Source organism: Ruegeria faecimaris, from assembly GCF_900182615.1.
Lineage (GTDB): Bacteria > Pseudomonadota > Alphaproteobacteria > Rhodobacterales > Rhodobacteraceae > Ruegeria > Ruegeria faecimaris.
On sequence record NZ_FXTE01000001.1, the window covers coordinates 517,104 to 539,382 of the forward strand.

General features: G+C 54.7%; 23 protein-coding genes and 1 tRNA gene. 16 read left to right on the forward strand and 8 right to left on the reverse strand.

What is annotated here, in order from left to right:
- Positions 1–4: 4 nt before the first annotated feature.
- Positions 5–598: a sulfotransferase family 2 domain-containing protein gene (locus FN806_RS02560; protein ID WP_142633711.1), complete on the reverse strand. Its 594-nt coding sequence runs from the start codon at positions 596–598 to the stop codon at positions 5–7.
- 192 nt (positions 599–790) lie between these two features.
- On the opposite strand from FN806_RS02560, the gene recA reads away from it, so the two are divergent.
- The 4 genes from recA (at position 791) to FN806_RS02580 (ending at position 5,986) form a co-directional block, all read left to right on the forward strand.
- On the forward strand, positions 791–1,855 hold the full coding sequence (gene recA, locus FN806_RS02565; protein ID WP_142633714.1) for a recombinase RecA: 1,065 nt from the start codon (positions 791–793) through the stop codon (positions 1,853–1,855).
- Positions 1,856–2,030: 175 nt separating this feature from the next.
- The gene (alaS, locus tag FN806_RS02570; protein WP_142633716.1) at positions 2,031–4,703 is read left to right on the forward strand and encodes an alanine--tRNA ligase; all 2,673 of its coding nucleotides are present in this window, start codon (positions 2,031–2,033) and stop codon (positions 4,701–4,703) included.
- Between the two features lie 4 nt (positions 4,704–4,707).
- Positions 4,708–4,995, forward strand: coding sequence for a DUF1330 domain-containing protein (locus tag FN806_RS02575; RefSeq protein ID WP_142633718.1), 288 nt, complete (start codon positions 4,708–4,710; stop codon positions 4,993–4,995).
- 469 nt (positions 4,996–5,464) lie between these two features.
- Positions 5,465–5,986: a transglutaminase-like cysteine peptidase gene (locus FN806_RS02580; protein WP_246097162.1), complete on the forward strand. Its 522-nt coding sequence runs from the start codon at positions 5,465–5,467 to the stop codon at positions 5,984–5,986.
- Between the two features lie 79 nt (positions 5,987–6,065).
- On the opposite strand, the gene FN806_RS20375 is transcribed toward FN806_RS02580, so the two are convergent.
- Positions 6,066–6,659, reverse strand: coding sequence for a hypothetical protein (locus FN806_RS20375; protein WP_221929472.1), 594 nt, complete (start codon positions 6,657–6,659; stop codon positions 6,066–6,068).
- Between the two features lie 73 nt (positions 6,660–6,732).
- Between FN806_RS20375 and FN806_RS20380 the strand changes: the two genes are divergently transcribed.
- A complete protein-coding gene (locus tag FN806_RS20380) occupies positions 6,733–6,903 on the forward strand; it encodes a hypothetical protein (protein WP_185956608.1) in 171 nt (56 codons plus the stop codon).
- Positions 6,904–7,093: 190 nt separating this feature from the next.
- Here FN806_RS20380 and typA read toward each other — a convergent pair whose 3' ends face one another.
- Together typA and FN806_RS02595 are read right to left on the reverse strand one after the other, a co-directional pair.
- Positions 7,094–8,911 (reverse strand): translational GTPase TypA, encoded by a 1,818-nt coding sequence (gene typA, locus FN806_RS02590; RefSeq protein WP_142633721.1) that lies wholly within the window; start codon positions 8,909–8,911, stop codon positions 7,094–7,096.
- A 76-nt stretch (positions 8,912–8,987) separates the two neighbouring features.
- Positions 8,988–9,323, reverse strand: a complete 336-nt coding sequence (locus FN806_RS02595) for a DMT family transporter (protein ID WP_142633723.1) — start codon at positions 9,321–9,323, stop codon at positions 8,988–8,990.
- Positions 9,324–9,498: 175 nt separating this feature from the next.
- Here FN806_RS02595 and FN806_RS20715 point away from each other — a divergent pair, with 175 nt between their 5' ends.
- Positions 9,499–9,630, forward strand: a complete 132-nt coding sequence (locus tag FN806_RS20715; protein WP_271947174.1) for a hypothetical protein — start codon at positions 9,499–9,501, stop codon at positions 9,628–9,630.
- Positions 9,631–9,684: 54 nt separating this feature from the next.
- Here the strand turns inward: FN806_RS20715 and FN806_RS02600 are convergent, their stop codons facing one another.
- From FN806_RS02600 to FN806_RS02610, 3 genes are read right to left on the reverse strand one after another with little or no spacing between them, the layout of a single operon-like run.
- Positions 9,685–10,842, reverse strand: a complete 1,158-nt coding sequence (locus tag FN806_RS02600; protein ID WP_142633725.1) for an HD domain-containing protein — start codon at positions 10,840–10,842, stop codon at positions 9,685–9,687.
- The gene (locus FN806_RS02605) at positions 10,839–11,084 is read right to left on the reverse strand and encodes a hypothetical protein (RefSeq protein ID WP_142633727.1); all 246 of its coding nucleotides are present in this window, start codon (positions 11,082–11,084) and stop codon (positions 10,839–10,841) included. The genes FN806_RS02600 and FN806_RS02605 overlap by 4 nt, the downstream gene beginning before the upstream one ends.
- Complete coding sequence (locus FN806_RS02610) at positions 11,084–11,737, reverse strand: alpha/beta hydrolase (protein WP_142633729.1); 654 nt, start codon at positions 11,735–11,737, stop codon at positions 11,084–11,086. The genes FN806_RS02605 and FN806_RS02610 overlap by 1 nt, the downstream gene beginning before the upstream one ends.
- A gap of 178 nt (positions 11,738–11,915) precedes the next feature.
- On the opposite strand from FN806_RS02610, the gene iscR reads away from it, so the two are divergent.
- The 9 genes from iscR to FN806_RS02655 all read left to right on the forward strand — a co-directional run bounded on the left by iscR (position 11,916) and on the right by FN806_RS02655 (position 19,573).
- A complete protein-coding gene (gene iscR / locus FN806_RS02615) occupies positions 11,916–12,374 on the forward strand; it encodes a Fe-S cluster assembly transcriptional regulator IscR (RefSeq protein WP_142633731.1) in 459 nt (152 codons plus the stop codon).
- A gap of 48 nt (positions 12,375–12,422) precedes the next feature.
- Positions 12,423–13,502 carry a cysteine desulfurase family protein gene (locus FN806_RS02620; protein WP_142633733.1) on the forward strand — a complete coding sequence of 360 codons (1,080 nt, stop codon included), beginning with the start codon at positions 12,423–12,425 and terminating at the stop codon, positions 13,500–13,502.
- An 18-nt stretch (positions 13,503–13,520) separates the two neighbouring features.
- On the forward strand, positions 13,521–15,041 hold the full coding sequence (sufB, locus tag FN806_RS02625; RefSeq protein ID WP_142633735.1) for a Fe-S cluster assembly protein SufB: 1,521 nt from the start codon (positions 13,521–13,523) through the stop codon (positions 15,039–15,041).
- 70 nt (positions 15,042–15,111) lie between these two features.
- Positions 15,112–15,867: a Fe-S cluster assembly ATPase SufC gene (gene sufC / locus FN806_RS02630; RefSeq protein ID WP_142633737.1), complete on the forward strand. Its 756-nt coding sequence runs from the start codon at positions 15,112–15,114 to the stop codon at positions 15,865–15,867.
- A complete protein-coding gene (sufD, locus tag FN806_RS02635; protein WP_142633739.1) occupies positions 15,867–17,147 on the forward strand; it encodes a Fe-S cluster assembly protein SufD in 1,281 nt (426 codons plus the stop codon). The genes sufC and sufD overlap by 1 nt, the downstream gene beginning before the upstream one ends.
- Positions 17,147–17,632, forward strand: a complete 486-nt coding sequence (locus tag FN806_RS02640) for a YIP1 family protein (RefSeq protein ID WP_142633741.1) — start codon at positions 17,147–17,149, stop codon at positions 17,630–17,632. Before sufD ends, FN806_RS02640 begins: the two co-directional genes overlap by 1 nt.
- A complete protein-coding gene (locus FN806_RS02645) occupies positions 17,629–18,195 on the forward strand; it encodes a YIP1 family protein (protein ID WP_142633743.1) in 567 nt (188 codons plus the stop codon). Before FN806_RS02640 ends, FN806_RS02645 begins: the two co-directional genes overlap by 4 nt.
- A gap of 14 nt (positions 18,196–18,209) precedes the next feature.
- Positions 18,210–19,430, forward strand: a complete 1,221-nt coding sequence (locus FN806_RS02650) for a cysteine desulfurase (protein WP_142633745.1) — start codon at positions 18,210–18,212, stop codon at positions 19,428–19,430.
- Positions 19,431–19,496: 66 nt separating this feature from the next.
- Positions 19,497–19,573 (forward strand) — tRNA-Arg (locus FN806_RS02655).
- Between the two features lie 165 nt (positions 19,574–19,738).
- Here FN806_RS02655 and mepK read toward each other — a convergent pair.
- Positions 19,739–20,308 (reverse strand): peptidoglycan L,D-endopeptidase MepK, encoded by a 570-nt coding sequence (gene mepK, locus FN806_RS02660; RefSeq protein ID WP_142633747.1) that lies wholly within the window; start codon positions 20,306–20,308, stop codon positions 19,739–19,741.
- A gap of 421 nt (positions 20,309–20,729) precedes the next feature.
- Here mepK and FN806_RS02665 point away from each other — a divergent pair, with 421 nt between their 5' ends.
- On the forward strand, positions 20,730–22,268 hold the full coding sequence (locus FN806_RS02665) for a L,D-transpeptidase family protein (RefSeq protein WP_246097129.1): 1,539 nt from the start codon (positions 20,730–20,732) through the stop codon (positions 22,266–22,268).
- Positions 22,269–22,279: the final 11 nt, after the last annotated feature.

Consider the following 22,279-nt stretch of genomic DNA (forward strand, 5'->3'; position numbering starts at 1 on the left):
GGTTTCAAAGTGCCGAGGCGTGGCAATTGAATTCCGCGGAGTGTGTGTTGCGGAACTTGGTCAATGTCTCTGCGCCCAGTGTTAGGTCTCGTGTGGGTGACACGTTTTCGCGTTGCAGCCGGATATCCATATTCAAGCGGTTTTGCAGGAAATCGAGAATTTTGTCCTGGTTTTCATATTTGAAGACATGGGTGGCGCCACGCCCGTTGTTGCGGGTGCGAAAAAATTGGCTCTGACTGCCGACATCGGCAAATTCAGGTCGGGGTGTGCGCATATAGGCCTGGATGAAATCATCAAAGCTCAGGTCATGTGTTGAATGCGGGTGGTCAAGACGCTCTTGGCGGCCGCGAAACCTGTACCAACTGCCCAGCCAATCGACCGGTTCACGAACAACCGCCATGATTTCCATCTCAGTATCGTACATTTTACGGAAAATGTTCTGGAAAAACCGATCATACCGGCGGACAGGTGCGTGTTTCAGATCTGGCGGATCGGTGACAACCAGATCGGCACGGTCCCGCAAAGCCGTATGATAAGCGGTGCTGCCGGTTTTTGGGACAGCCAGAAACGCAAGGCGTTCTTCATAAAAAACAAGCATTTATTCGTCCATCGGCAGTAATTATCTCCAGCGCAGATTGGCGTAAACGACTCCTTAATACAATTACAGAACAGTAAGTAATGTAAGTTTTAGTTGAAATGTTCTCTTTTTGGTCCCATAAGGAACAAGAGGCGAACAAAGCAGCGATTGCCGCCCGTTCAAGGGTGTGACAAAAGGGAAGGCGACAGGACAATGGCGGATCTTCTGACGATGAGCGACAAGAAAAACGCAGATAAGCAAAAGGCGCTCGACAGCGCGCTGGCACAGATCGAACGGCAGTTCGGCAAAGGCTCGATCATGAAGCTGGGCGAGGATTCCAAGCAGGACATCGACGCCAGTTCGACCGGATCGCTGGGTCTGGATATCGCTCTGGGAATCGGCGGCCTGCCGATGGGCCGGATCGTTGAAATCTATGGCCCGGAAAGTTCAGGCAAAACTACGCTGACACTGCACTGCATCGCAGAACAGCAGAAACATGGCGGTGTATGCGCATTTGTCGATGCGGAACATGCGTTGGACCCGCAATATGCGCGCAAACTGGGCGTCGATCTGGACGAGTTGCTGATTTCGCAACCCGACACTGGCGAACAGGCGCTTGAGATTACCGATACGCTGGTCCGTTCGGGCGCGGTGAACATGGTCGTGGTTGACTCGGTCGCGGCGCTGACGCCGAAATCTGAACTCGAAGGCGATATGGGCGACAGCAGCGTTGGTGTGCAGGCCCGGCTGATGAGCCAGGCAATGCGTAAACTGACGGGTTCGATCAGCCGCTCGAACTGTATGGTGATCTTCATCAACCAAATCCGGATGAAAATCGGCGTGATGTTCGGCAGCCCGGAAACCACCACCGGTGGTAACGCCCTGAAATTCTACAGCTCGGTCCGTTTGGATATTCGTCGGATCGGTGCGATCAAGGACCGGGATGAGGTTGTTGGCAACCAGACCCGTGTGAAGGTCGTTAAAAACAAAGTGGCACCGCCCTTCAAGCAAGTTGAATTCGACATCATGTATGGCGAAGGCATCAGTAAAATGGGCGAGCTGCTGGATCTGGGCGTCAAGGCCGGTGTGGTCGAGAAGTCGGGCTCATGGTTCAGCTATGGTGATGAGCGGATCGGGCAGGGGCGTGAGAATGCCAAGCAGTATCTGCGCGACAACAACCGCATCGCGTTTGAGATCGAGGACAAGATTCGCGCGGCACATGGGCTGGAATTCGATGTGCCGCCCGGCGCGGAAGAGGATGATATCCTCGAGGCATAAGTGGTTCGGGAAGAAAGCGATTTTCGCTGCTCTTTCCTAAGAACGAACCATATTCCGAACAAGGCGGTCCGTCGGGGCCGCCTTGTTCCGTTCTGCGACGCTCGCCTGTGGACTATCCCGGGGGAGGCGGATAAACCCTTTTTGAAACAAACTGATCGCGCGTCGAGAGAGCCCTATGTCAACGTTGAACGAAATCCGATCGACCTTTTTGAACTACTTTGCCAAACAGGGGCACGAAGTAGTTGCATCCAGTCCTCTGGTGCCACGCAACGACCCGACATTGATGTTCGTCAACTCGGGTATGGTGCAGTTCAAAAACCTGTTCACCGGGGTCGAAACCCGTGACTATCAGCGCGCGACGACAGCACAGAAATGTGTTCGGGCCGGTGGCAAGCACAACGACTTGGACAATGTCGGCTATACTGCGCGTCACCACACATTCTTTGAGATGTTGGGCAATTTTTCGTTCGGCGATTACTTCAAGCCCGAAGCAATTCCATTCGCATGGGAATTGATCACCAAAGAATTCGGGGTCGATAAAAACCGCCTTCTGACAACGGTTTACCACACCGATGACGAAGCGTTCGAGATGTGGAAGAAGGTGGGCGTTCCCGAAGATCGGATCATCCGTATCGCAACCAGTGACAATTTCTGGCAGATGGGTCCGACCGGCCCGTGCGGTCCCTGCACCGAGATTTTCTACGACCACGGGGATCATATCTGGGGCGGCCCTCCGGGTTCTCCTGAGGAAGACGGTGATCGGTTCATCGAGATCTGGAACATCGTTTTCATGCAGAACGAACAGTTCGAAGACGGCTCGATGGTCGAGCTCGACATGCAGTCAATCGACACCGGGATGGGGCTGGAGCGGATTGGTGCCCTGTTGCAAGGAAGCCATGACAATTACGACACCGATCTGTTCAAGACCCTAATCGAGGCCTCGGCGAGTGCCACCAATGTCGATCCTTATGGGGATCAGAACGTACATCACCGCGTGATTGCGGATCACCTGCGGTCGACCTCGTTCCTGATTGCAGACGGGGTAATGCCCAGCAATGACGGGCGCGGCTATGTGCTGCGGCGGATCATGCGTCGTGCGATGCGGCATGCACATCTGTTGGGTGCGAAGGATCCGGTGATGTATCAGCTGGTACCGACATTGGTCCAACTGATGGGTGCCCAGTACACCGAACTTGGCCAGGCTCAGTCGCTGATCGAAGAGACGCTGTTGCTGGAAGAAACCCGCTTTAAGCAAACATTGGATCGCGGCCTGAAGTTGTTGGATGACGAGGTCTCTGACCTGCCAGAGGGTGCGGCACTGTCTGGAGAAGCCGCTTTCAAGCTGTATGATACATATGGTTTTCCGCTTGATCTGACGCAGGATGCACTGCGTGAAAAGGGCCGGACGGTTGATACCGACGGGTTTGATACGGCGATGGCCGAGCAAAAGGCCAAGGCACGCGCTGCCTGGGCTGGATCGGGGGAAGCAGCGGATCAAGCCGTTTGGTTTGACGTTCTGGATATTGCGGGCGCTACGGATTTTCTTGGATACGATACAGAAAAGGCTGAAGGACAGGTCGCGGCAATGGTCGTGGATGGCGCTTTGGTCGACAAGATCGAGACAGGTTGTTCCGGCTGGGTCGTTGTGAACCAAACCCCGTTTTATGGTGAATCCGGTGGTCAGATAGGCGACACCGGCGAAATTCGTCGTCTGGAAGAGCGTGATGATGTCGCGCGGGTCGAGGACACCCGGAAATTTGCGGATGGCAAAATCTATGCGCATCGGGTCAGGGTCGATCACGGTACCTTGTCCAAGGGAGACGCAGTTGAGCTTGAGGTAGACCATGTTCGCCGCACCGCCATCCGGGCCAACCATTCGGCCACACATTTGCTGCACGAAGCATTGCGGGAAACATTGGGTGACCACGTTGCGCAGCGTGGTTCTTTGAATGCGGCTGACCGGCTGCGGTTCGACTTTAGCCACGCGAAGGCGATGAGCCCCGAGGAAATTCGGCAAGTTGAACGCTCGGTCAACGCTTTCATCCGCCAGAACTCGACCGTCGAGACCCGGATCATGACACCGGATGATGCCCGGGAACTGGGTGCGCAGGCCCTTTTCGGTGAGAAATATGGCGACGAAGTTCGCGTGGTTTCGATGGGCAAAGCGCCAACCGGCAAAGGCCAGGATGGTGAGACCTGGTCGATCGAACTGTGTGGTGGAACGCATGTTCGCCAGACCGGTGATATTGGCGCGCTTGTTGTATTGGGGGATAGCGCCAGCAGTGCCGGTGTCCGGCGGATCGAAGCGCTTACCGGTGACGAAGCCATGGTTTACCTGACCGACCAGGACCAACGTTTGGGGCAGATCGCATCTGAACTGAAAGCGCAACCGGATGACGTTGTATCTCGTGTCAAAGCTCTGTTGGATGAACGTAAATCCCTTCAAAATGAAGTTGCACAGCTGCGCCGCGATCTCGCGATGGCTGGTGGTTCGGGGCAGGGCGGTAGCGCTGAGGCCAAAACGGTAAACGGTATCTCGTTCTTGGCTCAGTCCCTTACTGGCGTATCTGGCAAGGACTTACCCGCGCTGATCGACGAACACAAAAGCCGACTTGGATCGGGTGCTGTGTTGCTGATAGCGGATACCGGCGGCAAAGCAGCCGTCGCGGCCGGTGTCACAGCTGATCTGACGGATGCAATCTCGGCCGTGGATCTGGTTCGGGCGGCGGTTGCTGAACTTGGTGGAAAAGGTGGCGGTGGACGCCCTGATATGGCGCAGGGTGGTGGCAAGGACGCTTCGAATGCTGATGCCGCGATCAAGGCTGCAGAGAATATTCTTGGAGGTTAACAAAATGTCCGCACTTTGGATTGCACATGTCAGTGTTACTGACGCCGAATCCTATGGAAAATATGCCGAGCTCGCCGGGCCAGCGATTGCCAAACACGGTGGTGCGTTTATCGCGCGTGCTGCGCGATACGTGCAGTTGGAAGGCAAAGAACGGCCGCGCAACGTTGTCGCCAAATTCCCCTCGTTGGAAGCCGCTGTAGAGTGTTATAATTCGGTGGAATATCAGCAAGCACTGGATCACGCGCGTGGTGCAAGTGAGCGGGAATTGGTGGTCGTAGAGATCACAGATTAGAATCACCCCGTGCGATCAGGGATTTAATACCCCTGTCAGCTTATTCATTGGGCGGTTTTCAGCCAAAAGATGGCCGCCCAATTATGACGTTGCGGCAAGCGTCGACCTGAAGTCCCATAAATTTTTTATTTACAAGTAGTTAGCGGGTCTTGATTTCGGGCCTGCCAAGGGGTTCGTGTTTCGAATGTGGCGAGCAGCGCCAGATTCTTACCCAAAAATGCCATTTTCAATGACGGAATTCCGCCTCTTTTAGTTGCAAGATTTGAGACAGATTGCACAATTAGGCGTGTTTACCGATAGTTTCGGAAAACGGAATATGGTCCTGTTTTGCGGCAATCGCAGGGAAAACACGGATCGAGGGACAGGCATGGCGACCATGGGTACGGAATTTAGGGCCGTTAATGCGCGGATCTGGACTGGTTTTGGTAGAACTTTAGGAATCCTCGCATTGGCGTTGGGGTCCTCGGTTATGGCACCAGATGCGCAAGCGCGGGAAGGCAACTTTATCCGCACAGTCGCATCTTCGCCCCCGCCGTCTGGAGCGCGGCAACTGTGCCGTCAATACTCTTGGGCATGTTCCAGCAAGGCTTCGAATTCAATGTCGAGCCAGCAAGAGATGCAGATCATCAAAAAGGTCAACCGGCAGGTAAACGCAACCACCCGCTCGGTTACTGACCAAGCCCAATATAGAACACGGGAACGTTGGGCACTGCCGACTTCGCGCGGTGGGGATTGCGAAGACTTTGCTCTGCTGAAGAAAAGGGATCTTATCCGTGCGGGCGTCGATCCGAGCAAACTTTTGATCGCAACTGTTCTGGATACGCAGCGAAATTCTCATGCGGTTTTGGTTTATCGCTCGGCCAGTGGCGATCTGGTTCTGGATAACTTGACCAACCGCATCAAACCCTGGTCGGCGACGCGATATCTGTTTCTGCGGATGCAGGACCCTCGGCGGCCCAGTAAATGGGTCGGGGTCTTCGGCAGAAGCTGAGGAAAGCTAATCTCAGCTGGTTAGAATGCGAAAATGGCGAAGCTGTTGCTTCGCCATTTTCTGTAGTGCCTAAATTTGCTTACTTGGGGTTGCCCGGATTGTTGGTACCGTTCGGGTTCTGAGATTGGCCGCCTGGATTGGTTCCGTCGCTATGGCCAGAACGGTTGCCCTTGGGTCCACCGTCACCACCTTCGCCGCCGTCACCACCTTCGCCGCCGTCGCCACCTTCGCCGCCGTCACCACCTTCGCCACCGTCGCCGCCGTCGCCACCGTCGCCGCCGTCGCCACCGTCGCCACCTTCGCCGCCGTCGCCACCTTCGCCGCCGTCGCCACCTTCGCCGCCGTCGCCACCTTCGCCGCCGTCGCCACCTTCGCCGCCGTCACCACCGTCGCCGCCGTCGTCATCATCGTTGCCGTCACCATTGCCGCCACCGCCGCCGCGGGTATCACCGCCGCCGCCACCGCCGCCGCCGGTACCACCGCCGCCGCCACCGCCGCCGCCGGAACCACCACCGCCATTTTCATCAGCAGCGCCGTCTCCTGATCGTTGCTCATTTCCGAGAATAGATGCGGTTGGAAAGTCAGTCAGAACTGCTGCAAAAGCTGGGCAACTCTCCAATGTACGGGACAAGATGTCCTCGAAATCTGAGCGTCGCTGCAAATAGCGCAGCATCCGGGCGTCTACAACAGAACATGCACAAAGCGTTTCAGTCGATACCGACTGTTTGGCTGTTCGTATTGTACACATGTCTGAAGCTGAAGCGGATACAGCTGAAATAACTGGGAATGTTGCTGAAACAAATACTATTGAAAGTAAGCGAGACTTAATGCGCATGGCGCTACTCCTTGATACTCATTACTCAAAACTTGGCAGGCAAACAGGTGCCATACTTTGGACACAAATACATCCCTTTTGAGCCAGAATTACAAGTTTCCTAAAATTGTGAATGTTAAAAGTGAAACAACTTAAAGAAGAAAGTGTAGGTAAAACAAAAAGAAGGCCCGCTTTGAGAGCGAGCCTTCCAGGATGGGCCTTAATACGCGTGTGCGCAAATATGTCACGATTGTGTTATTGTTTCCAATCTGTGAACTGCATCACTGCAATGATCAGGCAGATCTTGCCATACGTTTCCGCTCGTGCGGATCCAGAAAGCGTTTGCGCAGGCGAATTGCGTTGGGGGTAACCTCAACAAGTTCGTCATCGTCGATATAGGCGATCGCCTCTTCCAACGAGAACTGAATATGGGGTGTCAGGCGCACAGCGTCATCCGATCCGCTGGCCCGGACGTTGGTCAGCTTTTTCCCCTTCAGCGGGTTAACCTCAAGATCGTTGTCGCGCGAATGCTCGCCGATAACCATACCCTGATATACATCGGTCTGAGGGCCAACAAACATGCGGCCACGCTCTTCGAGGTTCCAAAGGGCATAGGCAACGGCCTGCCCGTTCTCCATCGAGATCAGAACACCAGCGCGGCGGCCCGGGATTTGACCCTTATGCGGGGCCCAGTCGTGGAACACGCGGTTCAAAACGCCAGTACCGCGCGTATCTGTCAGGAATTCACCGTGATAGCCGATCAACCCGCGTGACGGCACATGGGCGATGATCCGGGTTTTGCCCGCACCAGCAGGCCGCATCTCGGCCAGCTCACCTTTGCGTACGCCGGTGATCTTTTCAATGACCGAGCCGGAATACTCGTCGTCCACGTCAATGGTGACCTCTTCGATGGGCTCCAGGCGCTGGCCGTCTTCTTCGAGGAACAGGACCTGCGGGCGAGAGATGCTCAGTTCGAACCCTTCGCGGCGCATGTTCTCGATCAGAACGCCCATCTGCAATTCGCCACGACCGGCAACTTCGAAGGCTTCACCGCCCGGAGTGTCGGTAATGCGAATGGCGACGTTCGATTCCGCCTCTTTCATCAAACGGTCGCGAATGACACGGGACTGAACTTTTTTACCGTCTCGGCCGGCAAGGGGCGAATCGTTGATACCAAAGGTCACTGTGATTGTCGGCGGGTCGATCGGCTGCGCGGGCAGAGCGTCTTCGACTTGTGGGGCAACAAGCGAATCTGCCACGGTCGCTTTGCTCATACCTGCGATGGTGACGATATCGCCCGCCTCGGCCACATCAATGGGTTGCTGCCCCAGACCGCGGAAAGCCAGGATTTTTGAGGCGCGGAAGTTCTCGATAAGTGTTCCGTCCCGGCTGAGCGCCTTGAGGGTGTCACCTGCCTTGAGCGTACCACTTTCGACACGGCCAGTCAGAATGCGGCCGATGAACGGGTCGCTGCCCAGTGTCGTGGCAAGCATCCGGAAGGGTTCGTCCTTGCGTTCGATCTGTTTGGGAGCAGGGACGTGGTCAACGATCAGGTCGAACAGTGCTGACAGATCCTTGCGGGGTCCTTCCAGCTCCATATCTGCCCAGCCCGACCGGCCTGAGGCGTACATTGAAGGGAAATCAAGCTGATCGTCATCGGCACCAAGGTTTGCGAACAGATCAAAGCATTCGTCCAGCGCGCGGTCTGGTTCGGCGTCGGGCTTGTCGACTTTGTTCAGCACCACAATCGGACGCAGACCCAGCGCCAGCGCCTTGGAGGTCACGAATTTGGTCTGCGGCATCGGACCTTCGGCAGCATCGACCAGCAGGACAACGCCGTCGACCATGCTGAGGATGCGCTCAACCTCGCCGCCGAAATCGGCGTGGCCCGGCGTATCGACGATATTGATCCGCGTGCCTTTCCACTCCACCGAAGTGGCCTTTGCAAGGATGGTGATACCACGCTCACGCTCGAGGTCATTGCTGTCCATGGCGCGTTCTGCGACAGCTTGATTTTCCCGGAACGCACCGGATTGTTTTAGCAGCTCATCGACCAGCGTTGTTTTGCCGTGGTCCACGTGAGCGATGATTGCGATATTGCGCAGGTCCATGAGAGGTCAGCCTTTGAACGGGAAGTTGACGCGCGCATAACGCGGCTCGGCGAAATATGCCAGCCCTAACCGATCGTCAGTGTCCTGCTGTACCGGAAAAGAGGTGTATGATTAGTATTCCACCCAAAATCATGCTGAGTCCAGCTATCCCGGGTAAATCCAACCTCTGACCAAAGACAATGAAACCGATGATGGCAATCAGCACGATTCCAAGACCGGACCAGATCGCATAGACGATACCAACCGGCATGTATTTGAGCGTGAGGGCCATCAGATAAAAGGCAATTCCATAGCCAACAACCACAAGCACTGACGGCCAGAACCGGCTGAATTGCTGGCTGGCCTGAAGTGCAGTTGTACCAATCGTTTCGGCAACAACTGCCAACAGCAGTAGAAGATATGCTTTGGGCACGGGGGTCTCGCATTCAATAAGGTTGCATTGGGTCGAGCACGAAATGACCGATACGCGCAAGCGATAGCAGGAGTTTACAGGCATCCGTCAGGGGTCAGGATTACCCGACTATGTGGATTTTCGGCAATGTGATACTTTGTCCGCGTTTTATCGTGTTTTTTTTATGAGTATCGCCATGACGAAATTTGCAAAATACGTCATCGCTCTTTCGGCACTTATTGTTGCGCTTGGGTGGCTTGCTGGCGGGGGGTCCGTCGAAACAAAAGCAGCCCGAAATGTTGAGCGATTGATTGGTACATCGGTTTAAGCGACTGCCGAATACAGGAAAAAGGGGTGTTATGCTCCTTTTTCCGCTGTGTTTTCAGCCTTCTGCAGTCTCAGAAAAGTAACCCCGAAGCAACGGATCCAGCCATGCCCACAGGGCTGGTGCACCGGGAATAATCACCGTGCCGACACGGCTGTGGATTTGTTCGTATGTGACGTTGTAATCAATCCAGGAACCGCCTCCTGTCTCGAGGTTGCCAACCGGGGTTTGGAAGCGATCAATCGCTTTGGCGAAACAGGCATCGGGGCTTTCGGCCTGTTCAAACTCCTGCCAGATCGACATGAATTCTTGATTTTGCACCTCTGGGAGCATTCCAAACAACCTTTGCGCCGCAGCAAGTTCCTCGGCGGCTTGTGCCGCGTGGTCGACCTGCCCATGAATTGGGTGATCACCGGCGTCAATTTCAACAATGTCGTGCAGCAAAAGCATCCTGAGGGCGCGGTTCACAGAAACGGAAGGGGCTGCATATTCGGACAGGACCCAGGCAAAAAGCATGATGTGCCAGGAATGTTCGGCTGAATTCTCAAACCGGTCATCATAGAGCAGACGAGATGCGCGCTGAACCGATTTGAGTTGGTCAGTTTCAGACAAGAAACCCAAACGCAATGAAAGCTCGGAGGTTTCGAGTTTGCCTCCATTCAGCAGTGCTTGGGCAAGATTATATGCGTCTGGGAAAGCTTGTTGCAGATAGGCAGCGCGACCTTGTTTCAGGTTGTCATTCACGACAGCTAAATGCTCTGGGTTTGGCCGTTCTGCACACAGCACCTGAAACATCGGTTGCGACCGATCCAGAACCTTGGCGAATTTCGCGTCCGGGGTGGTGTCGGCTTCGAATTCTTGCCAAAGAGCCAGAAACGTCGTGGCCTGATCCGTAGGCAGCATGCCAAACAGCTCTTCAGCAGCTGTTTGTTCCGCCAATTCCAGTGCTTTCCAATCTGTTTTCAGGTGAATCGGGTGATCGCCTACGATGATTTCGACCAGATCATGCAGCAGTAGCATTTTGATCACGCGGTCGATATTCACGTCTGGCCCAGCAACCGGTTCCAAAACCAGGGCCCAAAGCGCCAGTTGCCAACTATGCTCAGCCGCGTTCTCTGGGCGAGACTGATCCAACAAGGCGTTGGCACGATTGACAGATTTCAACCTGTCCGCGCGTTTAAGAAAGTCGATTTGCGCGGACAGTCTTTGCGTCATTGTTTTTCTATAGCTTTCAGTTTTGACCGATGTTCGGTCAATTTTTCGACGACAAACTTGCGGGCCTTACGTTCGGCCATCCGGACACGGATCTCGGTCAGGAATGCTTCTTCCAATGTTTGTGAGGACGCCCCGATCACTTCGCCAACTTCCATGAAGAAGCGGTCGTTTCCTGTTTCGTCCATCACTTTCATTGTGTCTTCGGCCAGCTTGGAAGCAAGCCTGATGATCGTGTCGGACATTAGCGCGTGTTCTCTGTCAGCCGCCGTTTCACATAGTCACTTACGTCAGTGATCAGCGTATCCATGTGGCGATCCTGAAAGAAGTGGTCAGCACCCTCAACTTCGTTATGGGTGATTGTGATGCCCTTCTGTTCATGCAGCTTGTTAACCAATGCAGTGGTGTCTGCAGGCGGGGCTACCCGATCAGAGGATCCGTTGATAATCAGACCCGAAGAGGGGCAGGGCGCCAGGAACGAGAAATCATACATGTTGGCTGGCGGAGAAACGCTGATGAAACCGGTAATCTCAGGGCGGCGCATAAGCAGTTGCATCCCGATCCAGGCTCCGAACGAGAACCCTGCGACCCAGCAGTGTTTCGAATTGTTGTTCATCGACTGCAGGTAGTCCAGTGCCGATGCCGCATCACTCAGCTCGCCTACGCCCTGGTCATATTCGCCCTGGCTGCGGCCAACACCGCGAAAGTTGAACCGCAACACGGTGAAACCCATGTTGTAGAACGCATAGTGCAGATTATAGACCACCTTGTTGTTCATGGTCCCGCCAAATTGAGGATGCGGGTGCAACACGATGGCGATCGGTGCGTCTTTTTCCTTTTGCGGGTGGTAGCGGCCTTCCAGGCGGCCTTCGGGTCCGGGAAAAATCACCTCGGGCATGTGTGCATAGGTCCTGTCTTTTTCTTCTGGGTGTCCGGAAATACTTGACGATAATCGTCGGACACCTTAGAACGGTTCTAATTGTGTTAGTCGGCGCAAGGGCGCTGTCAGTCGGAGATACGCACTGGCAGCGGCGGCGTCAATGATTTCGCGCGTTAACTGCCATAAGGGAATGAGAATGAAGCTTTCGACCAAGGGTCGTTACGCGATGGTGGCCTTGGCTGATATCGCTCTTCAGTCTTCTGACGGACTGGTAACGCTGAGCGAAATTTCCGAACGGCAGGACATCTCGTTGCCTTATCTTGAACAGCTGTTCGTAAAGCTGCGCCGGGCCGAGCTTGTCTCGTCAGTGCGCGGTCCGGGCGGAGGTTATCGGTTGGCGCGCCCTGCGTCGGAAATCCGTGTAGTCGAAATTCTGTCCGCCGTCGACGAAACTGTAGACGCGTTGAAAAAAGGGGCAGGGGCATCCGGGGCCTCATCGGGCAGTCGTGCGCAATCGCTGACCAACCGATTGTGGGAAGGGCTGAGTGCCCATGTTTATGTGTTTCTGCATCAAACGCGGCTTTCTGATGTGATCAGGAACGACTTGGCGCCCTGTCCGGCTGTTCCTAATCTGTTTGCGGTCGTGGACGAGTAAGATGAATTTGCTTTGTCCAAGTCCCTTTGGCTGCCAAAAGGTGCATCCATGAATCGTGTTTACCTTGATCATAACGCCACAACGCCAATTCGTCCCGAAGCGCGCGATGCGATGATCACGGCAATGGATCAGATCGGTAACCCTTCCTCGGTTCACGCTGAAGGACGAGCGGCAAAGGCCATGGTGGAGCGGGCACGGGCGCAGGTGGCCGAAGCTGTCGGGTGCCGACCGCAGGAAGTTATTTTCACCTCTGGTGCGACCGAAGCGGCTCGGGCCCTGCAGAATAGACCGAATAATTGCGATGTGTTCGTTGATGCTACGGCGCATGACGCGCTTTGGTCGCATCTTGATCTATCGAACTGCAACGAACGCCCGTTCGGACCTGGTCACATCTTAGCAATGGGGTTGGCGAATTCGGAAACAGGTATCGTTACCTTGCCACCGAAAAAGGTCGAAGGTCAGTGGCCCTATGGCGCACGGCGCGCCGATTGGTTGTTGCTGGATATTACACAGGCTGTTGGCCGTATCCCCTTTTCCTTCGCCTGGAGCGATGCGGATATGGCGGTTCTTTCGGCGCATAAAATCGGCGGTCCTAAGGGTGTTGGCGCTCTGATCCTCAAACAAGGGCTGGACATCAACCCGCTTGCGGTTGGTGGCGGGCAGGAAATGGGCCGGCGCTCCGGGACGGAAAACGTTGTTGGAATCGCGGGTTTTGGTGCCGCTGCCGAGGCCGCAGTGAAAGATCTGGCTAACGGTGTTTGGGAAAATGTTGCTAAATTTAGAAATATTCTAGAGAACGCTCTTGAGGCCGGATCGAAAGCGACTATTTTTGTCGGGAAAGATCAGGAGCGACTCCCCAACACTTTGTGTTTTGCAACTCCCGGATGGAAAGGGGAGACGCAGGTTATGCAGATGGATCTGGCTGGATTTGCGATCAGCGCAGGGTCGGCCTGTTCAAGTGGCAAGGTAAAGACCAGCCGAGTTCTGACGGCAATGGGATATGACGAGGTAACGGCAGCCAGCGCAATTCGCGTATCGCTCGGCCCTTGGACGACAGAAGATGATGTGCTGCGTTTCGCGGATACGTGGCTGGAAAAAGAGAAAAAGCATCGCGCGCGTGCCGCGTGATCTGACGGAGGATAAGTCATGGCCGCTTTGGACCAGACTCAGGTAAAAGAAGGTGTCGATCAGGAAACCGTTGATGCGGTGCGCGAGGCCGGAACCTATAAATACGGCTGGAACACCGATATCGAGATGGAATACGCCCCAAAAGGCGTGAACCCCGATATCGTCCGTCTGATCTCGGACAAGAATGAAGAACCGGAATGGATGACCGAATGGCGTCTGGCCGCGTTCGAACGCTGGACCAAGATGGAAGAGCCGAAATGGGCGATGGTCAGCTATCCCGAAATCGACTTTCAGAACCAGTATTATTATGCCCGCCCGAAATCGATGGAGGTAAAGCCGAAATCGCTGGATGAGGTGGATCCGAAGCTGCTGGCCACTTACGAAAAGCTCGGTATCCCGCTGAAAGAACAGATGATTCTGGCTGGCGTCGAAGGCGCCGAGGATATGCCTGCTGAGGGCCGCAAGGTGGCCGTGGATGCGGTGTTCGACTCGGTGTCCGTTGGCACAACTTTTCAGGCCGAACTGAAAAAGGCAGGTGTGATCTTCTGTTCGATTTCTGAAGCGATCAGGGAACACCCCGAGCTGGTCAAGAAATACCTGGGCACTGTGGTTCCGGTATCCGATAATTTCTATGCCACGCTGAACTCGGCCGTGTTCTCGGACGGGTCATTTGTCTACATCCCGCCGGGCGTACGCTGCCCGATGGAGCTGAGCACCTATTTCCGCATCAATGCGGAGAACACCGGTCAGTTTGAACGCACCCTGATCATCGCCGATAAAGGCAGCTATGTCAGCTACTTGGAAGGCTGTACTGCGCCTCAGCGCGACACTGCGCAGCTGCATGCTGCCGTGGTCGAAATCATCATCGAGGAAGATGCCGAGGTAAAATACTCGACCGTTCAGAACTGGTACCCCGGGGATGAGAATGGCAAGGGCGGCATCTATAACTTTGTGACCAAGCGCGCGGATTGCCGCGGCGACCGGTCCAAGGTGATGTGGACGCAGGTGGAGACCGGCTCTGCCGTGACATGGAAATACCCGTCCTGCATCCTGCGCGGCAATGAAAGCCAAGGTGAGTTCTATTCGATCGCGATTGCCAATAACTATCAGCAGGCCGACACTGGCACCAAGATGATCCACCTCGGCAAGAACACCAAGTCTCGGATCGTTTCGAAAGGGATCAGCGCGGGCAAGGCGCAGAACACCTATCGCGGGTTGGTCTCGATGCATCCAAAAGCCAAGGACAGCCGCAATTACACCCAGTGTGACAGCTTGCTGATCGGCGACAAATGCGGGGCGCATACGGTGCCCTATATCGAGGTCAAGAACAACTCATCGCGCGTCGAGCATGAAGCGACGACGTCGAAGGTCGATGATGATCAGCTGTTCTATTGCCGTCAGCGCGGAATGGACGAGGAAGAGGCCGTGGCCCTTGTTGTCAACGGGTTCTGCAAGGACGTGCTACAGGCACTGCCAATGGAATTTGCGATGGAGGCCCAGCAGTTGGTGGCCATCAGTCTCGAAGGATCTGTGGGTTAATCCCGACTTTCCCTGAATTCAGAACATACAGGGGGCATGACCCTCTTGCGATACGCCAAAGGAAATAAACATGCTGGAAATCAAAAACCTGCACGTCAAACTTGAAGAAGAAGACAAGCAAATCCTCAAAGGTGTCGACCTGAAGGTTGAGGCTGGCAAGGTACATGCGATCATGGGGCCAAATGGCTCGGGCAAATCGACGCTCAGCTATGTGCTGTCCGGTCGGGATGGGTATGAAGTGACCGAAGGCTCGGCGACCCTTGGTGGTGAGAACCTGTTCGAGATGGAACCGGAAGAGCGCGCAGCAGCCGGCGTTTTCCTGGCGTTCCAATATCCGGTTGAAATCCCGGGCGTTGGCAACATGACCTTTCTGCGCACCGCTGTGAACTCACAGCGCAAGGCCCGCGGGGAAGAAGAGCTTTCAGCAGCCGATTTCCTGAAAGAGGTGCGCGCCAAGGCCAAATCGTTAAAGATCGATGCGGATATGCTGAAGCGCCCTGTGAATGTTGGCTTTTCTGGCGGTGAGAAAAAGCGCAACGAAATACTGCAAATGGCCATGCTCGAGCCCAAAATGTGCATTCTGGACGAGACAGATTCCGGTTTGGATGTAGACGCGATGAAACTGGTTGCCGAGGGCGTGAACGCGCTGCGCGACGAAGCGCGTGGTTTCCTTGTTATCACGCATTATCAGCGCCTTCTGGACCACATCAAACCTGATGTCGTGCATATCATGGCCGATGGGCGGATTGTAAAAACTGGCGGTCCCGAGTTGGCACTTGAGGTTGAAAACAACGGTTATGCCGACATTCTGGCCGAGGTGAACTGATGGCGTTGCCCCAAGCAAAACAGACTGCGACGGAGGAGCGGTTGGCCGTCCTGTCGTTGCCCGATGCCGGATGTACTCGCGCTGCGCGCGAGGACGCGATTGCCCGTGTGCGTCAAATGGGCTTGCCCAGCCGGCGCGACGAATACTGGAAATACACCCAACCCGATACGCTCGTATCGGCTGATGCAGCGCATGCGGCGCTGTTCGAGTCGGACGAGCCGCAAATGTTCGATGAATTCGACCGCTTGAAGATTGTCTTCGTTGACGGAGTGTTCAATCCCGAAGAGTCCGATGATCTGACACTCGAAGGTGTTTCGATCGACCGGCTTGAAGATATTTGCTGCAAAGATATCCATTGGGCCAAAGACTTGTACGGCGTTCTTGAAGCAAATGGACAAGTCCCGGTTCAGCGCCCTCTGGCCGCATTGAACACCGCATTTGCATCAGACGGAGTGGCCATCCATGTGACCGGTAAGCCATCGAAACCGATCAGCCTGATCTATCGCCATGCGTCCGAGGATTCGGATGCGATCCTGCATCACGTAGTACGGGTCGAAACTGACGCCGAGGTTACCATTCTCGAAAACGGGCCGGCGGCATCGCGTTTCAACAAATGTATGGAAATTGACATTGCCGATGGTGGCTCGCTGCACCATGTGCGGGCCCAGGGTCGTGACCACGAGCGTCGTGCGGCGACGCATATGTTTACACGGTTGGGTGCCAAATCTGTCTACAAATCCTTCACCCTGACTATGAACGGTGTTCTGACCCGGAACGAACAGGTGATCGAATTGACCGGCGATGATGCGGTGGCGCACGTGGCCGGTGCCTGCGTCGGAGATGGCGATTTTCACCATGACGACACGGTGTTTGTCACCCATGACGCGGTTGGTTGCGAAAGCCGCCAGGTGTTCAAGAAGGTGCTGCGGAACGGCGCGACCGGCGTGTTTCAGGGCAAGATCCTTGTGAAAGAGGGCGCCCAGAAAACAGACGGGTATCAGATCAGCCAGTCTTTGCTGCTGGATGATGATAGTCAGTTCCTCGCCAAGCCCGAGCTTGAGATCTATGCCGATGACGTAGTCTGTTCGCACGGTTCGACATCAGGTGCGCTTGATGAAACGGCTCTGTTCTACCTGCGGTCTCGGGGTGTGCCCGTCAAAGAGGCAACAAATTTGCTGACTTTGTCGTTCCTAGCCGAGGCTGTGGAAGAGATCGAGGATGAAGGCCTTGCGGAGGCTATGGTTGACCGCCTTGAAGGCTGGCTTTCGCGGCGAAGCTGATGCCGGTAACGTCGGATATAGTGGCCACATACCGTGGACCAGGCCGGGTTGTAAGCCGGCTTCTGGATTTGGGCGAACGTGAGGACCGCGCTTTGGTCTTTGTAATGGCGTTCTGCGTGGTGGCATTCATTGCGCAACTGCCACGTTTGTCCCGGCGGGCGCATCTCGAAGACCTCGAACTTAACATGCTGTTGGGCGGTGCCTTGCTTGGAACTGTCATTATCTTGCCGCTGTTCTTTTACCTTCTGGCCTTCGTGTCCCACGGTGCGGCGCGTCTGTTCGGCGGAAAGGGGACTGCCTATGGCGCAAGGTTGGCTCTGTTCTGGGCGTTGCTATCCTCGACGCCGTTGATTTTGCTGAACGGCCTTGTCGCTGGTTTCATCGGTCCGGGGACAACCATGACCACTGTCGGGTTGGTCTGGTTCGTCGTATTCCTGTGGTTCTGGTTTTCGGGCCTTAGGCAAGCGCAAAGGTATGCGGAATGAATCCGGCTGTGCTGAGTCAGATTGCTGTTCTGACCCTGACCAACCCTGCCGAAGCGGCAAGACGGTTGCTGGATCTGCGTCCCGGGCGTGAAGTTGTCTGGCTGGCATTCTTTCTGGCTGTCGTTCTGAACGGTGCCATCCAAATTGGTATCGAACAGATGGTCCCTGTCCCGCAGGGTGAACCGCTTCCCGTTTCTGATCCTGTTATTCTGAACCTTCTACGTTCGTCAGGCGCGATGCTGCTCAGCGTGGTGGCTCTTCTTTTTGTTGGTCGTACTATCGGGGGCGTTGCGACATTCAAAGATATCCTGATCCTGACGATCTGGCTGCAATTCCTTCAGATCGCAGCGATGTCGGTGACGCTGATCGTTTCGATGGTTGTTCCATTTATGATGGTCATGTTTTTGCTGGCGACCGCACTTGTCAGCCTTTACGTCTCAATGCATTTCCTGAATGAAGCTCATAAGTTCAACTCGATGCTGAAATCTTTTGGGGTCATTCTGTTATCCGCACTGATTTCAATCTCATTTGTCCTCATGTTCACACCCAGCGGCCCGGTCTAGGGAAGAAAAATACGATGTTCGATCTGCAGAAAATTCGCGCTGACTTTCCGATCCTGTCCCGAGAGGTAAACGGCAAGCCGCTGACCTATCTGGACAATGGAGCATCAGCTCAGAAGCCACAGGTTGTCATTGACGCTGTGACGCGGGCTTATACCGAAGAATATGCAAATGTGCATCGCGGGCTGCACTATCTGTCCAATCTGGCGACCGAGAAATACGAATCCGTTCGTGGAACTATTGCCCGATTTCTGGGCGTAACGGATGAAGATGAGATTGTTCTGAACTCGGGCACGACCGAAGGCATCAATCTGGTCGCCTATGGCTGGGCGATGCCGCGTCTTCAGGCCGGGGATGAGATCGTCCTGAGTGTGATGGAGCATCATGCAAACATCGTACCCTGGCATTTCCTGCGCGAGCGTCAGGGAGTGGTGCTGAAATGGGTGGATGTGGATGCGGATGTCGGGCTTGATCCGCAAGCTGTCATTGATGCCATCGGTCCAAAAACCAAGCTGGTCGCGGTGACCCATTGTTCGAACGTGTTGGGCACGGTTGTGGATGTCAAAGCAATCACCGAAGGCGCCCATGCCAAAGGCGTCCCGGTGCTGGTGGATGGCAGTCAAGGCGCCGTGCATATGCCGGTCGATGTCCAGGATATTGGCTGCGATTTCTACGCCATCACCGGGCATAAGCTTTATGGCCCATCGGGATCGGGAGCGATTTACATCAAATCTGACCGGATGGCCGAAATGCGCCCGTTTATCGGTGGCGGTGACATGATCAAAGAGGTCAGCAAGGATCAGGTGATCTACAATGATCCACCGATGAAATTCGAGGCGGGAACTCCTGGCATCGTGCAAACCATCGGACTGGGCGTCGCTCTGGACTATCTGATGGATTTGGGGATGGACAACGTTGCTGCTCATGAGGCCGAGATCCGAGACTATGCGATGCAGAGGTTTGCGGGGCTGAACTGGATTCAGCTTCAGGGGACACGGCCGGACAAAGCGGCGATCTTTAGCTTCACTTTGGACGGTGCAGGCCACGCACATGACATTTCGACGATTTTGGATAAAAAGGGCGTCGCTGTTCGGGCCGGGCACCATTGTGCTGGACCATTGATGGATTTCCTCGGAGTAACCGCGACATGCCGCGCAAGTTTTGGTCTCTATAACTCGAAAGATGAGGTCGATACCCTGATCGAAGCGCTTGAACTTGCGCATGATCTGTTCGCGTGAAACCTGTTTGATCCGGGTCGATTTTCAGTTGCACCCGGACCGGAACAAGGTTAGCTAACGGCTCAGGCACCTGTAGCTCAGCTGGATAGAGCGCTGCCCTCCGAAGGCAGAGGCCAGAGGTTCGAATCCTCTCAGGTGCGCCATTTCTTGAATATTTAGGCTCGTATTGAAAATCACCTGCAACAGCCGGTTTGCGCAGGGTTTATGAGGCTGCCTGAGTGGAATGGCACCTACGTAATGGCAGATAAATCCACTCATTCAAACGGTTAGGTGACCGACAAAGTTCTCTTGACGACGGGCGGGGCGGATCAACCGCCCCAGCTTCTTACCACACCGCAATCCATATGCACGAAGTTCGAGCGGTGGTATTTGCCAACACCACCAGCACGGCAAGACATCGCCGCTTTGGCCATTTGCGAGACCGAACGAGATGACAGGCGGAGGTCGGCTGCCTGGCCTTTCATGTGCAACGAATTCTTGGCAACACGGCGCGACCGTGACCGCAGCATCGCGTTGGTCTGCGGCGAGCGATAGCCCGACAGCAGCATATAGGGTTCGTTGACATCCAACAGATTATGCGACGCCGCCATGATGTCGATCGTGCGGAGGTCCATATCTTTGGCCTGGTCGGTGCGCCAATCGCGCATGAAGTGGTTCACTTCTTTGACCGCGTCTTTGATGTATTTACCGTCAACCCAATAGATCATATCGATCCGCTCGCCAGTGCGTCCGGAATACATGCGAATACGGCGAATATCACCACCGCCACGAAGGAATCCTGCTGCATTGGAGTAGGTTGGAGTTGCTACAACTGCTGTAGCTGCGAATGCGCCCAATAAAGCACGCCGGGTCAAACCCGAGGAACTGCTCGTCGTCATTTTGTGTTTCGTCCCGTACTGTTCCTGCCTGCACACGATGTTACGCGCGCTGTATTAATTTATTCCCATCCCAGATGAGGGATTTATGACACAGTCGTGAAGGGCGGCCAAGAAGTCTTTCAAATTCATCTTTTCAAGGGGGAATTTTCGGCAGTTTTTTGCGCAGGTGGTGCAAAATGGCAAAGATCCAACGTCTTAGGCCGTCGCCGAAATCTGTCCGATGCAAACAAGCATCACGCTTGGGTATAAGCACGAAATTGATGCATTTGTGAATAGACAATGGGTTTCAAGCAAAACCATAATTGTTCGGCATTGCCTGAAACGGCGTATTATATTGAAAATTCAAGGGCTCCAAATGTTCTCTGTTCTTCGTGCAAGCACCGGTATTGCTTTGGCCGCATGTTTTCTAACGTCTTCGGCGATGGCGAACACTGAGGCCAAGCCTGACACCGCATTCCAGATGGCGGTTGCCGAATTTGCACCTTCCGGGTCTGAGATTGCCGATTTCTACCGTGAAAGAGGATTCGTGCCTGTTTGGGTTGGCGACACGGCTGCACATGCTGAACGTCGTCAACGGTTGATTGAGGGGCTTTCTGCGGTCGAATTACACGGGCTACCCGCGAACGCCTATGATGCGCAGGGCTTGGTTGACCGGCTTCAATCAGCAAAATCAGCGCGTCAGCTTGGGGCCGTCGAGGTCGAGTTGACACGCGTTTTTGCAGCCTATGCTCAGGACATGAGGACAGGCCTTTTACGACCATCCGATATAGACGATGGATTGGTCAGGAAGGTCGAGCCGACCTCGACAGCAGGGCATCTGCGTGGACTGACGACCTCGGAGGATGCAGCCTATTTCGATCAGTTGGCGCCAAGCTCGACCCAGTACCGGGCTTTGATGAAGCAGAAACTTGCGCTGGAAGAATTGGTTCGCCAAGGCGGTTGGGGAACTACTGTTCCACAAGCAAAGCTAGAGCTGGGAGATACGGGACCCGCCGTAATAGCGATGCGTAACAGATTGGTTGAAATGGGTTTTATGAACCCAACAGCCAGCCCTGTTTTTGACGATGCCTTGCTGGCAGGTGTTCAACGGTTTCAAATCGCACATGGTCTTGCCGCAGATGGCGTCGCGGGTCCGGGCACAATTACTGAATTGAACCGCACTGCTTCGGATCGTCTGAAGGCCGTCTATGTCGCGCTGGAGCGTGAGCGCTGGTTGCCGCGCGAGCGCGGTGAACGCCACATTCTGGTCAATCAGGCTGATTTCTCAGCCAAGATTGTTGATGACGGCTTTATTACCTTTGAAACCCGCGCTGTGATCGGCAAGAACACCCATGATCGTCGGAGCCCCGAGTTTTCCGACAAGATGGAACATATGGTCATTAACCCCAGCTGGTATGTCCCACGCTCGATCATCACCAAGGAATACCTGCCGCAGCTGCAGTCCAACCCAAATGCCGTTGGGCATATTCAGATTACAGATCGCAGTGGTCGCCAGGTCAATCGCGGGGCAGTAGATTTCACTCAGTTCACCGCAAGCAACTTTCCTTTTGCGATGCGCCAACCGCCCAGCAAAAGCAATGCCCTGGGGCTGGTGAAGTTCATGTTCCCCAACAAGCACAACATCTATCTGCATGATACACCGCAGAAAAGTTTGTTTGCTCGGGAATCTCGTGCCTTCTCGCATGGTTGTATCAGATTGGCTCAGCCTTTCGAATTCGCTTACGCACTGTTGGCGAAGCAAGAAGAAAACCCAAAGGCATTTTTCCATCGGATTCTCGCGACTGGAAAAGAGACCACTGTGAAACTTGAGCAGCATGTTCCTGTCCACTTGATTTACCGCACTGCCTTTATTGGCCCGAAAGGTGAGGTACAGTACCGACGCGACGTCTATGGTCGTGATCAGAAAATCTGGAATGCTCTGCAGAAAGCAGGGGTGGCCCTGCCGGACGTTCAGGGGTAATCACCGGGGGC